Here is a 15,384-nt window from a genome sequence, read left to right on the forward strand (position 1 = left end):
CATGAAGAATTATTTTATAATCATCACAGCATTGATTGGCGTATCGTTTCAATCTCTGGCACAGCAAGCCCCCTTGTTTACTCAATATGCATTCAACCCCATTGCACTCAACCCTGCCATCGCAGGGACGCATGACGGCATCAGTATGACAGGGATTTCTAGGATTCAGTGGTCTTCCATAGAAGGAGCCCCCAAGACCAACATGTTCACAGCACATGCCCCTATAGGAGACAAAAACATGGGGGTAGGCCTCACTTTTATGAATGACAGAATAGGCATCTCTAGTGAAAATGAAATAGGCCTAGTCTATGCCTACAACATTCAATTCGAAAAAGCCACTCTATCTTTTGGGGTCAGAGGGAATTTTGACTTTTACAAAGCCACTTATTCCGACATTGATTTAGGAGGTGTCCAAGACCCTAATTTTGAGGGGTCCGATCTCAATGATTTCAAAATCAACTTTGGCGCAGGAGTATATTACTACTCCGATAAATATTACGTCGGCCTCTCCGCTCCTTACATCAACACCAACACCTTTGAGAATGGCAACTCCGATTTCTCCTACCAAAAAGAAAGGCTGTTCTACCTGATGGGAGGATACGTATTTGACATCAATGCTGATTTCAAAATCAAACCCTATACCAATCTCAAAATCCCCATCAATGCCCCCATGCAGATCGACGTGAACACCAGCCTCATCTACAGAGACATGGTCTACCTAGGTGCAGGATGGAGACCAACAGATTCGTTTTCGGTGCTTTTCGAATGGCAAATCCAAAAAAATCTAAGACTCGGATATGCCGCCGATTTCTACACCAATGATGCCAACCACCTCGGTGGCACTGCCCAAGAATTCATGATCAACTACCTGATCCCGCTACAAAAAGATCAAGTCGTAAACCCACGGTATTTCTAACTATGAGATTTTTCTCCATACTACTATTTGTTCTTCTCCCATACATCTCATTCGCGCAGATTACAGAGAGTCTCGACAAGGCCCAACAGGAAATCGAACGCAAACACTACTACCATGCGACCGAACTGCTGGAGCAGTATCTCGTACGATCCAAAGACTCCACTGTCTTGCAAACCCTTGGCTACACACACGCCATGCAGGGTCACCAGAAGCAAGCCATCGAGTGGTTCGAAAAATCACAGGACGCAGGGATCAAGCTCACAGACGAAAACACCATCCTCTATGCACAGCAGCTATACGTCGAAAAAAGATTTGATGCACTGACAGAAGTACTGAATAACTACGACGGAGCAGACCTCCGCTCCAAGAACAACCTACTGGATGGCGTCAAAAACTATGACCTATTTTACATCGACGAAGACCTCTACGAAGTACAGCGTTTGTCGCTCAATTCTACCATGAGTGATTTCGCACTGATTGCCTACGATAGCGGTTTTCTATTCACCTCCAACCGTAGCTTTGATGACAAAACAAAGAAGGAACTGGAATACAATTACTTCAAACTGTACTTTACCCAATCGGATGATTTTAAGTCCTTCACCCAGCCGAGTGAATTTGAACCAAAGTTGGGTATCAAAGGAAATGATGGTCCCATCGCATTTTTTCCGTCCGAACAAAAAGCAATCGTATCTCGCAACAACTATCACCGTGGGATCAGAGGGATCACCCACAGAGGCACGAATGAAATCGAGCTCTACGAAATCGAAAAAAACGCCAAAGGTGAATGGAAAGAACTCCTGCGTCTCCCCTTTGACAGTGATGATTTCAGCACCTTTCACCCAGTCCTATCATCAGATGGAACTTGGATGATTTTTGCCTCCAATCGACCAGGAGGATATGGAGGATCGGATCTATACAAAGTAAGTTATACCAACCAACAATGGTCTGAGCCCGAAAACCTTGGTTCTGAAATAAACACGCCACAAAACGAGCTATTCCCCACCCTACTCGGAGATAGCGTACTATATTTCAGTTCGGACGGGCATGTCGGTATGGGAGGGCTAGACATCTACCGGAGCAATTTGGCCCAACCCAAAGCTATCAACCTAGGCAGTCCTTTCAACTCCACCGAAGATGACCTCAGTTGGTTCTATCTGGATGCACAAAGACAAGTCATATCAACTGACAGAGGCAAAGAACAAGGAGATGATGACATGATTCTTATCCGTCAAACCGTAGACAAGAACCCGGCAAACATCGACACCAAATCACCCTCTGCGGCAGCTGCTGCCCTACCCTCGTTTGATATCTGGTGCTTCCAAAACCTCTCCCTACCAATCCAAGGGATAGGACTGGATAGCCAAAGAACCTTTCAATTCGTACTTGACGATAACCTATTGACCCTAACAGGAGACAAAGACGCGAGTCTACCACTCAACAACGCAAGTAAAATCAAAGAACAACTATCCAAAACAATTAGCATCTCCAACTACCATGAGATCACTCCCTTCTTCTTCCAATTCGCATCAGATGAACTCATCAATGACGAAACCAAGCTGGACATGCTCATCAGCCTATTGAAACAAAACGAAGGAATCAACATCACACTCTACGGCTATACTGACAGCAAAGGCGCAGCAGCTTTTAATCTAGCTCTTGCCAAGCGTCGTGCACAAAGTGTCAAGGATCTCTTGACACAGCAAGGAATCGCCAGTTCTCGTATTCAAGTCATATCTAAAGGAGAGACACAGCTCCTAACCAATTGTGGCACACAATGCACAGACGAAGAACACAAACATGAAAGAAGAGTTGAAGTCGAAATCAATTAACCTTCCCATTTGCTAAACGATAAATCCGAGTCTCTTGACAGTACGTCCTATTTGGTAGTCTCGGATTTATCCGCATACTCCTTCGTAAACACCTCGTCAACAGGCTCCCAAAGCTCAATTTTACGCCCTTCTGGATCCATCACCCAAGCAAATTTCCCATACTCGTACTCTTCCATCTCCCCCACTTGCTCTACCCCCTCCTTGATCAGTACCTCCAACAAACCCGTCAAGTTTTCAACTCTATAATTGATCATGAAATCCTGATCTGAAGGAGCATAATAATCAGTTTTTTCGTCCATCGGACTCCACTGCAAATAATTCTCTTTGCTCGGATCTATTGCATTGCGTGTCTCAAACAAAGCCCCGTACTCGTTGGTCACCAACCCCAAACGGTCCCTATACCATTCTCTCAATTTTTGAGGGTCCTTGCTCTTAAAAAAGACCCCACCAATTCCGCTAACTCTCTTCATATTCAGATTATTTAATTGATTGAATAAAATAAAAATACATGAAGCATTCGAGACAAATCGCTCTATGCTCAAATAAGACAATTACATTGTCTTAGGATTCACCATTCACTACTTACTTTTAGGATTTATCTCTTAACTATTCGGTATTAATTCATTTATATTTGTGCCCATAAAAATTGTGACGGAAAATTTAATTTACAAACAATGTCCTTTATCATATTTACCTCAATAGTTGCCTTCACTTTGGTGATCTTGCTATTGGTTTTTATACTACTTTTTGCCCAATCTAAATTGGTGCAGTCGGGTGATGTCAACATCACTATCAACGGTGACACAGCTAACCCAGTGGTCACAGCAGCAGGGTCTACTCTACTGAGTACACTTTCTGGACAAAAAATATTCCTACCCTCAGCATGTGGTGGAGGTGGTACTTGCGCAATGTGTAAGTGTAAGGTCATCGATGGTGGAGGAGACGTACTCCCTACAGAAGTCGGTCACCTCAATCGTACGGAGCAAAAAGAGCACGTGAGATTGGCTTGTCAAGTCAAAGTGAAAGAGGACATGAACATTGAGATTCCAGAAGAAATCTTCGGCATCAAAAAATGGGAATGTGAGGTAGTCTCTAACTACAACGTAGCAACATTCATCAAGGCATTCATCGTGAGATTGCCAGAAGGTGAAACCTTGAACTTCGAAGCTGGAGGGTACATCCAAGTAGACGTACCGAAGTGTGAAGTAGACTTCAGCAAGGACATTGACATCTCTCCCGAACCAAATGATCCTGCAGGACCAGACAAATTCAAAGAAGACTGGGACAAATTTGGAATTTGGGATTTGAAAATGAAAAACGACGAGGAGATATTCAGAGCCTACTCGATGGCCAACCACCCTGCCGAAGGCAACATCGTGATGCTAACGATCCGTATCGCTACCCCACCATGGGATAGAGCCAAAAACGCATGGATGGATGTCAACCCAGGAATCTGTTCTTCTTATGTATTCTCTAGAAAACCAGGTGACAAAGTAACAATCTCTGGACCATATGGTGAATTCTTCATCAAAGAGACAGAGGCCGAAATGATCTACGTAGGCGGTGGTGCAGGTATGGCTCCAATGAGATCTCACCTTTTCCACCTGTTCCATACCTTGAAAACAGGGAGAAAAGTAACCTACTGGTACGGTGGACGATCCAAAAGAGAATTATTCTACGAAGAAGACTTCAGAAAGATCGAAAGAGAATTTCCGAACTTCCAATTCGAAATCGTACTCTCAGACCCTCTACCAGAAGACAACTGGGTAGAGAAAAAAGACATGGATGATACAGAAGGTGATGGTTTCTTAGGGTTTGTTCACAATGCCGTGATCGATCAGCAATTGAAGAAACACGAATCTCCAGAAGACATCGAATTCTACTTCTGTGGACCTCCAATGATGAACCAAGCAGTCCTCAAAATGTGTGACGACTGGGGGGTGCCAGATGAGAACGTATCTTTTGATGATTTCGGTGGCTAAACCGATTCTCACAAGATTTTCAAAGCCCAGACAATTCGTTGTCTGGGCTTTTTTTGTAGCTTTGGTTCGCGCAACTTTTATATACTCACCGAATGGATCTAAAACTCTTTTTCAACCCTATTGACGAAAGCCTAACCCCAGAGAGCTTCGACAATGACTCCCTCATCCAATCCATCTATATCAACGAAAACAAGATGCCAAGCATCGATGCGATCGATATAGCCATCATCGGACTCAACGAGACCTCTGGCAACCCAGAAATCACAGACACCGGACTCCGATTCATTCGAAAAAAATTATATAGCCTCAAAAAAGGTGAGGGCAGCTGCAACATCATCGATCTCGGCAACCTCCGCAATGGCCCTGAACTTGAGGAAACCTATAAACGTATCCAAGCCGTCTGCCACAAGCTCATTTCCAAAGGCATCCTACCCATACTCATCGGAGGGTCACACGACCTGGACATAGGACAATACCTATCCTATCAAGAGGAAGAAAAAATGGTCAGCATCGTCAATATTGATTCGCGATTCGACATCAATGAAAAAGGAACACAAATTACCAACCAGAACCATTTCCATAAAATATTTACCCACGAACCCAACTACCTATTCAACTACACCCAATTAGGACACCAGTCCTACCTAGTCAACCCATCTGCTGACAAAGTACTGACCCAACTAGGCTTCAACAGTCTTCGACTAGGGGCCATCCGTGAGGATTTCCGTCGCGTAGAGCCCTTGATTCGTGAAGCAGACATGATCACCTTCGATCTCTCCGCCATCCAAAAAATGTATTGCCCAGCAGGTGATCGCAGTGAGGTATTTGGACTGACAGGCGAAGAAGCCTGTCAAATCATGTGGTATGCTGGCATGAACGATAAATTGAGCTCCGTCGGGATCTATGAATACAATGCAAACAAAGACTCTAACGACCATCAATCAGCCATGGTCATAGCGACGATGATTTGGTATTTCATTGAAGGGTTCAAAAACAGAAAAGGAGAAAAAGGGTTTCAGACCAACGACTATATCAAATATGTAGTCACACTGGACGTCAATCCTGAATCCATCGTATTCTACAAAAGTCGCCTGTCAGACAAATGGTGGATGGAAGTACCCAACATAAATCACACAGGCATATATGATCGCAATTACATCGTCCCCTGTGACTACAACGATTACCAACAAGCAACGAAAGGAGAAGTACCCGAACGATGGATTCAGACCTTCTCCAAGATGGTCTAGGTCTAGTTGTTAGGGCTTAGCTTCCGCCTCTATCTCCAACTCCATCATATCGCTTCTAATTTCCGAAGATTCGTCCATTAGCGTAAACCGTTTCAATCCGCTCTTCAGCTCTTGAGACACGTCGTTGAGCCAATTAGACTTGAGTATATAGTTGTTCATGCCTGCAGATAGTTCGGTTGCCGAACTGGAGACCTCCTCCGTACCTGCCGCGGTTTGCTCTGCAATGACAACTACCTCTTCAGTAATATTGACAACCTTGCTGATACTCTCTGTTTGAGAGTTGGCTACATCGAGTATCATCTCAGAAAAGCCTAAGGTCTCCGTAGAAGACAATTCGATATCCTGAAAAACAGAAGCAGCTTTCCCAGAAGCCTCCACACTGGACTTCACTACGCCATTCATCGCCTCGATGACATCTGCAGCTTCCATTGTATCTCTCTGCACATCCGTCACAAGCTTCTCGATCTCACTAGCCGACTCCCGTGAGCCCTCTGCTAGTTTTCTAATCTCGTCCGCCACGACAGCAAAACCACGGCCAGCCTCTCCAGCTTGTGCCGCTTCTATCGCTGCATTGAGGGCAAGGAGATTGGTTTGAGCCGCGATATCAGTGATCACCCCCAAGACTCTAGAGATTTCCTTGGATCTATCGGTAAGTACACGCATGGAATCAGTCGTTTTACTCGAATACACCGATATTTCGGTCACGCGATCCACAACATACTTGGCAATCTTGGCTCCTTCTTCACTGTTTTTCACCCCCTTTTTGGCTACCTCATTGATAGACTGAGACTTCAACCCCATTTCACTCGAGTTTTGCATCATCACCTCCACTAATGTAGAAGACTCATCGACACGAGACACCTGCGTTTGCGCCCCGTGACTCATTTGCTCTATCGCACTAGCAATCTCCCGCGTATTCGTATTCATTTCTTCTCCAGAGATCAGCATTTCATAGGACGAATCCCCAATATCTTGGGCATTTTTAGCAATTTTCACCAAAAACACATTCAAGTTGTCCAAAGCCTTGTTGAGGTTACTTGTCATTTGTAGGATTTGCCCCTTCGCATCGTTCTTGTAGCGCTGAGTCAAGTCACCGTCAGCCATTGCATTCACAATTCTGTTGACTTCCAATACAGGAGTAGCGATAGATGATAGGAGCACGTTCACTGAGTTGCTCAAGTCTCTCCACACGCCCTGCTTTTCTGCCAAATCAATCTTAGCCTCTAGATTCCCTTCACCTCCGGCTTCCTGTACGGCCTGATTCGTTTCAGAAATAACATTCTTGAGTTTTTCGCGCAAGTCTATGAGAGACAAACCCAAAACATCTTTGTCACTCAAAGCCTCGAAGGACAGGGACAAGTTCCCTCTCCCCATTTCAGACGCAAAGAGTGATGACTCTCTGATTTTCTCCAAGTAGGTATTCAGTGACCTGAAAAAATCTCCTACATCATCTTTCCTGATCAAATCAGAGCGTTGTATATCAATGTCCAGTTCTCCCTCCTTGAGTTTCATGAACGTACCACTAATCTTTTTCATTGGTGCCTCGACACTACGACTCAATACATAGAAAGCCAGAAAAATGGAAAGCAAGGCAATAGGAACACCGTACCACAAGTGCATCAGACCAAAAAAACCAACGATGCTTGACATGATAGACACCGTATAGATAGAGAAGATAATCCCAATTACGGGTTTATAGACAAAAGATTTACGAAAAATAAAATAATTACACACTAATGCGAAGGGCACACAAAGAAATGTCACCACAGCGGTGAAAATTAAAAAAACTGTCATCTTTCCAGAATTGATTGAAATTATAAAATGCTATTGCCAAGCAACAACTAAATTTTAGTACAGATGGATGTAGGACAAATTAACGAATAAATGTAACAATCTATATCCCTACTTCTGGGTATTATTTGAAATATCTCGTCTTTTTCTTTCAATTAATTTTCATTAAACCGTTATATGCTATACATTGATATCAAGTTCTATTCACGGCATGATAAGCAATTAACTAAGATGTAGCAATTTCTCTCAAGGAGTACAACTACAATACAGTTATACGCAATAATGTAAGATTTTTTACTTAGCATAAAAACATTTTCATTATTAAAACACGGAATGTCACCTAATTTTCACTTTATAACACCCAACCCACATGCAAAAAGAAGATATTGCAATCATTGGCATAGGATGCCACACACCAGGTAAAATCCATGGCCCAGAGCAGTTTTGGTCTAAACTCATGAACGGAGTAGATGGAATCTCCGACGTACCCAAAGACCGATGGAATCATGAAGAATATTATGATCCAAACCCAAACAAGGCAGGTAAAATAAAAACCAAGAAAGGAGGTTTTATTGAAGGTATTGACCTTTTTGACAATGAGTTTTTCAAGATTTTTCCGAAAGAAGCAGAACGCATCGATCCACAGCAAAGGCTCCTACTCCAAACTACCTTTGAATCGATAGAGGACTCTGGAGACAAGCTAGAGAACCTTAGAGGTAGCAATGCCGCCGTATTCATGAGTGTATTTACCAATGACTACTGGGACATGCAGATAGAGCAAGATAGCAAGTATGCCATCAGTCCACATGTCGCCATGGGATCCTCTCGCACCGCTATCGCCAACCGCATCTCCTACTTCTATGACCTCAAAGGCCCTAGTGTATCCGTCGACACAGCTTGCTCAGGCGCCTTAGTCGCGGTACATCTGGCCTGTCAGAGCATATGGGACCAATCTGCATCTTGCGCGATGGCGGGTGGAGTCAACCTAATCATCAATCCAGAATCCACAATGATGATGTCCAAAGGCAACTTTTTGAGTCCCGATGGATATTGCAAATCCTTTGACGAAAGAGCCAATGGCTATGTCAGAGGAGAAGGAGTTGGTGTCGTATATCTCAAACCACTGTCTCAAGCACTAAAAGATGGCAACAAAATCTACGGCCTGATCAAAGCCACGGCATGCAATTCAGATGGACATACTGTCGAAGGATTGACCGTCCCCAGTGAAAGCTCACAAACAGCCATGTTGAAAAACGCCTACCGGTTGGCAAACATTGATGTAGATAAGCTACAATACATAGAGGCGCACGGTACAGGCACTCCTGTAGGCGACCCTCTCGAAACCAAGTCATTTTCCAACGTATTTGGTGGCCGCAGTACTGACTCACCTCTGATGATAGGCTCTGTCAAAACAAACATCGGACACCTCGAAGGTGCCGCTGGTGTAGCTGGACTGATCAAGCTCGCACTATCCATCAAAAACAAAAAAATACCAGGCAACCTCCATTTCAACAAAGTCAACCCAAAAATTGATTTGAAAAATTGGAAACTAAAAGTAGTAAGTGAGAACACCGACTGGCCCGAGCAAAAAGATGGCAGCCCACGCATCGGTGGTGTCAATTCCTTTGGTGCAGGGGGAACAAATGCGCACCTAGTACTAGAAGAATACATTCCCGCGCAAGAAAAAAGCTCCAAAGCAATAGAAGAAAACCTGTACTTATTTCAAACCAGTGCGGCTACCACCACTTCCCTACACAACCTGCTCAAAGCATACAAAAGCTTCTTGCTCAGCGAGCAGTATTCACTACGAGACATCTGCTACAATGTCGGAAAACACAGGTCGAGCCTAAAGCATCGAATCTCAATTGCTGGCAAGGACAAGACAGACATGATCGACAAGATAGACGCTTTCTTGGAAGGGAACGTGATCTCTGGTGTGTCAAGTCATGAACTCGAAACACCTGCTCACAAGATTGGATTTGTATTTACAGGCCAAGGACCACAATGGTTTGCCATGGGACAAGAACTGATCGCTACAGAGCCACTGTTCAAGAGTACAATCCAAAATATTGAAGGCTATTTCAGCCAAATATCAGGTTGGTCACTACTCGAAGAGATGAACAAGGATGAAGAAAATTCTCGTGTAAATGACACCCGAATTGCTCAACCAGCCATCATGGCCATACAAATTGCCCTAGTCGAACTTTGGAAAAAACATGGCATCCAACCAGAAGGCGTAGTAGGACACTCGATCGGAGAAGTAGCTGCTGCCTACACTGCTGGCTCCTTGACACTCGAACAAGCCGTACAGGTAATCTTTCACCGAAGCAGAGGTCAACATGCCGCTACCGGCAAAGGAAAAATGCTAGCCGTCAGCCTCACCTTATCCGCTGCTGAGGAAATCATCAAAGATGTCAAAGACACGGTCTCTATCGGTGCAGTGAATGGACCTGAAATGTGCGTTTTGTCCGGCGATGAGGCTCCCCTATTGCAGATTTCCGAAAAACTAACCGAGCAGGACATTTTCAACAAGTTTTTGAGAGTAACCGTACCCTTCCATTCTCATCACATGGAGCCGCTTAAAGATGAATTGATTCATTCCTTGCGTCAGTTGAAACCGGCCAAGGCTTCTCTCGACTTGTACTCTACCGTCACAGGTCAAAAAGGCGATGGTCTTCATCTAGTCAGTGAATACTGGTATGACAATGTCCGTAAGCCTGTGTACTTCGCCAATGCACTGAGCAAAATGGTAGAAGACGGATATGACCTTTTCATCGAAATAGGACCACACCCCGCCCTATCTTCAGGAGCAGAGGACATCTTTGCTAGCAAAGATTCTCATGCGGTCATCTTCCCATCTATCAAGCGAAAAGAAAATGAAAAACTCCGTTTTCTACATACTCTGGGAAGTCTATACACGCATGGCATTGCACTCGACTGGGACTGTATCTACCCTCACAGCAACCGAATCTACACTCTCCCCAAATACACTTGGGATCTCAAATCATATTGGCACGAAACAGCAAAACACAAAGCGAAACGACTAGCCAAAAAGGTTCATCCTCTCATAAGTGGATTCAACACCTCTGGTCTCAACGACACCCACTTCACCTTTGATGTATTGCTGGACAGACATACAGACCCCTATATCGATGACCATAGAGTAGATGACGCAATCATTTTCCCAGGGACGGGACATCTAGAAATAGCCACATCTGCTGCACAACAGGCTTTCCAAGACAACTTTGGATTTTTGGAAGACATAAATTTCGAAAGTGCACTCTTTTTGCCAGAAGAAGGAGAACTGGCAGATGTAAAGATAGAAGTCTACTCGGACGAAGAGAAATACTGGATTTTGAGCAAAGACTCGAACAATCCTGATGCAGAATGGATCAAAAACTCCAATGGGAAAATGAATGCACTTGGGGATGAGTTCGTTTCTACTCCTATGGATCTGAATGAAATCAAGCTACGTGTCAATGACAGACTGCCTGTGCAACCCATGTACTTGGAATTGAAAAAATGTGGCCTGCAATATGGCCCAACATTCAAACTCATCAAGAACCTATGGGTGGTAGAAGATGAAATATTGGCCAAGGTACAGCTACACGACTCATTAGTGTATGAAATGGGGCAATACAATCTGCATCCCTCTGTATTGGACGCCTGTCTCCAAAGCATGTTTGCAGCGAAACTAAGTGACGATGATGAAGAGCGAGGAATCTATTTACCTACACATATCGACCGTTACAAGTTTCACGCAAAACCAACTTCCCCAACGGTCTATAGCTATATCAAAGTCAAAGAAGCGAGCTCTGAATATCTCCGTGGTGATTTTTGGATCATGGATGAATCAGGCAGTTTGGTTGCAGAGATCCAAGGCATAGATTTCAAATATATCGAAGGCTCTCGCTCACAAGAAGGGGATGTTTCTTACACCGGGTGCTATGAATTCGAATGGACAGAAATGAAACCGCTAGAATTCACTCCTTCTCACAACACCATACTGGTGATTAGAGAAAATGACTTAGTCATCGAACCTCTCAACAAAAAATTGTCTCAGAATAACTCCACCCTGATTCATACTACTATCAGTGACTATTCGGATCGAGAGGCTGTTCGGCAAGAGCTAAAAAAAGTCATGAAGACAAGCCCAACGCTAAACAGAGCCATCATCACACTACCGATCACGGAAAATCAGGGAGACATAGCCAACAATTCCATTGAATTGAGTTGGAAAATCCTAAACATTTTCAATGCCATCATTCAAGAAGAATTGCAATTTCCAATTTGGATTCTCAATCAAAACGCTGAAATCGTTTTAGATACCGATCAAACGATAAACCTGCACCAATCAGTCACTTATGGGCTATCGAGAGTCATGTTCAACGAGTACCCTATGGTGACTTGCAAAATCGCTGACATTTCCTCCATCGACAATACCGACGAACTTGACAACTTGGCAAACATCATCTCTTCTCCATCCAACGGAGGCCATGAGTCTGACTTTGCTTTTAGAGGAAAAAGCATCTTTGTAAAGCGACTACAGGCCGTCAAAAAAGAGCAGGTTCAAAAAGACTCATCTGTTCAATTACCAGCAACAGGCTCATATTATCAAGCAGTCCTGCAAGAACAAGGTATGCTAGATTCAATAGCCTTTAGACAAATAGAACCTTTGCCTCTCGGTGATCAAGAAGTAGAGATAGACATCATCGCCGCTGGTGTCACTCCTAAAGACCTACAGATCATCAATGGCTCCTTAAGTAAGGAAAGCCTCTCAGGAGGATTATGTGGATCTCATATAGGTACAGAGTGCAGTGGGATAATTGCTAATATTGGTAAAAATGTAAGCAACCTAAAGGTAGGAGATGCTGTACTCGCTTTTGCTCCAAATTGCTTTGCAGGCAAGACGGTGGCACCACAGCACACGGTAGTACCAAAACCTGAACACCTCTCACACGAAGAAGCAGCAAGCATCTCTGTAGCATACCTGACTGCATACCACAGTCTATTCAACTTAGGACAGATTGAAGCAGACGAACGTATCTTGATCCACTCCGCAACAGACGAAGTAGGATTAGCAGCCCTCGCCTTAGCCCAGCTAAAAGGCATAGAAATATTTGCGACTGCTGATACCGTACAGAAAAGAGAACGTCTCAAAAAAATGGGCATTAACCACGTCTATGACAGCAGTTCTACGACTTTCTACAGCGAGGTGATGGCTGACTCCCAAAGCGAAGGGGTAGATTTAGTTCTCAATTCACTCAATGGAAAATCTATCGTTCAGAGTATAAAATGCCTTAGACCATTTGGCAGGTTTGTGGAATTGGGTAAAACAGACATCTACAACGACATCAGTATCCACCTGAAGCGATTCGGTGAGAATTTGAGCTATTTCGCAGTAGATATCGACAGGCTCATGGCTCAGAAACCACAGAAAGCCCAGAAACTCTTTCAAGATGTCATTCAATTGTTTGAAACCAAGTCCGTACAAGCTACAAGTACTCAGGCACTCAAAATTACAGCAATACAAGAAGCTTTTCAACTGCTCTCAAAAGGGGAACAAACCAGTAAAATCGTCTTGTCTATGGCTGATCAAGTCGTGCATGCTCTTCCTCAAGAGACCATTCATTTCTCTCCAGACAAATCGTACATTTTGACAGGAGGAGCCAGTGGGTTTGGTATAGAAGTAGCCAAGTGGATGGCAAACAAAGGAGCCAAATATCTCGCTTTAGTCAGCAGGAGTGGTCCAAAGTCAGAGTACGATCACAGTTGGATTGATCAACTCAAAGCTAATGGCATCCATGTGATGGTTGAAAACCTAGATTTATCCAAGTTGGATGAGGTACAAGCCATGGTCCATAGAGTCGGTAATTGTGCGCCACTTGGTGGTATCATTCATGGTGCAGCTGTACTACAGGATGCCACGATTCCGAGAATGGACAAAGCACTATTTAGTAAGGTATTCATACCTAAAGCCATGGGGGCATGGAATCTACATCTTGCGACAGAACAAACAGACCTCGATTTCTTCCTAAATTTCTCATCTGTATCTTCCGTCGTAGGTGTACCGGGACAATCCAACTACTCCTCAGCCAACAACTTCCTAGACAAATTAGTAGACTACAGAGTAGCAAAAGGCCTGAAAGCTCAAAGCATCAACCTCGGAGTACTGGGGCAATATGCGGGAATGACCAAAGAAGGCAGTAGCAGTAGCGTAATGAATGTGCTAGAAAGTCAAGGCTGGATCCCCTTGACCTTCAAACAAGTCATGAGCAAACTTGAAAAAGTACTCTTGGAAGGAAATCGAGTAAGAATGGCGACCAACGTCGATTGGCTGAAATTTAGAGAATTCTTCAACCACTTAAAGAGCGACGGAAAATTCGAACATCTTCTCACCGATGCAGCACTTAAAGTTGGTTCAGCGAGCAACAAAGGCGAAGGACTAAAAGAGACATTACTAACAGCCAATGGGCAAGCCAGTCAGATCCTTTTGGTCAATCTCAAAAATGCATTGGCAAGAATACTGGGAACTACTCCCGACAAGTTAAATGAAAACAAAGCGGTCTCTGCAATAGGTTTAGACTCCTTGATGATGAATCAATTAAGGAACTGGATTCTTCAGAAGTTGGAGTTCAACTACCCATTGATGAAACTATCCAAAGGACCTAGCATGGTCGAAATCTCAGAACATATTCTTCACAACCTCAAGCCGGTGGAATCTGCTCACGAACTGTTGGAAGATGAATCTGGGATCACTTCGGAAGAGGATATTGAGGTAATCAACGAATGGTTCGTTCACAAAAAACATGAAGCGACTAATTTCGAACAAAAGGCTAAACTCTTCATGTTTCATTCTATGGGCGCAGGTGCATCGATGTATGATCATTTCATATACAATGCCCCAGAAGGCACGGATGTATATGCCGTCCAACTACCCGGCCGTGAAAACAGAAAGAATGAGGATCGCTATACAGATTTTGGACAGCTAATAGATGACCTAGAAAGCGCCATTGTTCCACTTCTTGACACACCATTCGTCATGTATGGCCACAGTTTTGGAGGAATGGTAGCTTTTGAGCTCTCTCGTCGACTCAGAAACAAATACGGCAAAGAGCCCCTTCATTTCTTTAGCTCTGCAACCATGGCTCCTCAGATGTCTGTGACCTGGAAGAACCGAGACGTACTGAAACAGTCGGCTATTTCCAGCAATTCAGAACAGAAGCTTCTAGGTTTGATGAATTATATCGATGACATCAATTACGTAAAGAAGATTCTCCCTATACTGAGACTTGACATGGTCTTGTTGACAACCTATGATTACCAAGTAGAGCAAAAGCTAAACTGTCCAATCACAGTATTTTCAGCAATCGAAGATGAAGTCACCCTACCAGAGGAAATGGCTCCTTGGCAAGAGCACACTGCATCTGAGTTTAGACAAGAACTCGTGCATGGTGACCACTGGTTCGTGAGTCGAAACAAAGACTTCATTCGCCATCAGATCAGCCAAGACCTGAGCCTTTCTTTGCAAGAATAGCTAGGCATCAGCTAGCGACCCTTTTAAAACCAACCCTATTTACCCTTGGGCTCTCTCTATTGTCTCAATAGATGAGAGCCCA

7 protein-coding genes are annotated in these 15,384 nt (G+C 43.9%); 5 read left to right on the forward strand and 2 right to left on the reverse strand.

Translation table 11 applies throughout. The features are described from left to right. Position 1: 1 nt before the first annotated feature. Both BFP72_RS13305 and BFP72_RS13310 read left to right on the forward strand, forming a co-directional pair. A complete protein-coding gene (locus tag BFP72_RS13305; protein WP_099599600.1) occupies positions 2-916 on the forward strand; it encodes a type IX secretion system membrane protein PorP/SprF in 915 nt (304 codons plus the stop codon). Positions 917-918: 2 nt separating this feature from the next. Then, positions 919-2,745 carry an OmpA family protein gene (locus BFP72_RS13310; protein WP_099599601.1) on the forward strand — a complete coding sequence of 609 codons (1,827 nt, stop codon included), beginning with the start codon at positions 919-921 and terminating at the stop codon, positions 2,743-2,745. Positions 2,746-2,792: 47 nt separating this feature from the next. Here BFP72_RS13310 and BFP72_RS13315 read toward each other — a convergent pair whose 3' ends face one another. Then, entirely contained in the window at positions 2,793-3,215 is a 423-nt protein-coding gene (locus tag BFP72_RS13315; protein ID WP_099599602.1) for a VOC family protein, read from the reverse strand. 204 nt (positions 3,216-3,419) lie between these two features. Between BFP72_RS13315 and nqrF the strand changes: the two genes are divergently transcribed. Then, on the forward strand, positions 3,420-4,727 hold the full coding sequence (gene nqrF / locus BFP72_RS13320; RefSeq protein ID WP_099599603.1) for an NADH:ubiquinone reductase (Na(+)-transporting) subunit F: 1,308 nt from the start codon (positions 3,420-3,422) through the stop codon (positions 4,725-4,727). A gap of 92 nt (positions 4,728-4,819) precedes the next feature. Continuing rightward, positions 4,820-5,974, forward strand: coding sequence for a formimidoylglutamase (locus BFP72_RS13325; RefSeq protein ID WP_099599604.1), 1,155 nt, complete (start codon positions 4,820-4,822; stop codon positions 5,972-5,974). 9 nt (positions 5,975-5,983) lie between these two features. On the opposite strand, the gene BFP72_RS13330 is transcribed toward BFP72_RS13325, so the two are convergent. Next, the gene (locus BFP72_RS13330; protein WP_158233409.1) at positions 5,984-7,624 is read right to left on the reverse strand and encodes a methyl-accepting chemotaxis protein; all 1,641 of its coding nucleotides are present in this window, start codon (positions 7,622-7,624) and stop codon (positions 5,984-5,986) included. Between the two features lie 511 nt (positions 7,625-8,135). On the opposite strand from BFP72_RS13330, the gene BFP72_RS13335 reads away from it, so the two are divergent. After that, on the forward strand, positions 8,136-15,302 hold the full coding sequence (locus BFP72_RS13335) for a type I polyketide synthase (RefSeq protein ID WP_099599606.1): 7,167 nt from the start codon (positions 8,136-8,138) through the stop codon (positions 15,300-15,302). The last annotated feature ends 82 nt before the right edge of the window (positions 15,303-15,384 follow it).

Origin of the sequence: Reichenbachiella sp. 5M10, assembly GCF_002742335.1 — a bacterium.
Taxonomy (GTDB): Bacteria; Bacteroidota; Bacteroidia; order Cytophagales; family Cyclobacteriaceae; genus Reichenbachiella.

Bases quoted from the DNA above. Each gene is read 5' to 3' on its own strand.
- BFP72_RS13305 (WP_099599600.1), top strand. From the start codon at position 2: ATGAAGAATTATTTTATAATCATCACAGCATTGATTGGCGTATCGTTT.
- BFP72_RS13310 (WP_099599601.1), top strand. From the start codon at position 919: ATGAGATTTTTCTCCATACTACTATTTGTTCTTCTCCCATACATCTCA.
- BFP72_RS13315 (WP_099599602.1), bottom strand. From the start codon at position 3,215: ATGAAGAGAGTTAGCGGAATTGGTGGGGTCTTTTTTAAGAGCAAGGAC.
- nqrF (WP_099599603.1), top strand. From the start codon at position 3,420: ATGTCCTTTATCATATTTACCTCAATAGTTGCCTTCACTTTGGTGATC.
- BFP72_RS13325 (WP_099599604.1), top strand. From the start codon at position 4,820: ATGGATCTAAAACTCTTTTTCAACCCTATTGACGAAAGCCTAACCCCA.
- BFP72_RS13330 (WP_158233409.1), bottom strand. From the start codon at position 7,624: ATGTCAAGCATCGTTGGTTTTTTTGGTCTGATGCACTTGTGGTACGGT.
- BFP72_RS13335 (WP_099599606.1), top strand. From the start codon at position 8,136: ATGCAAAAAGAAGATATTGCAATCATTGGCATAGGATGCCACACACCA.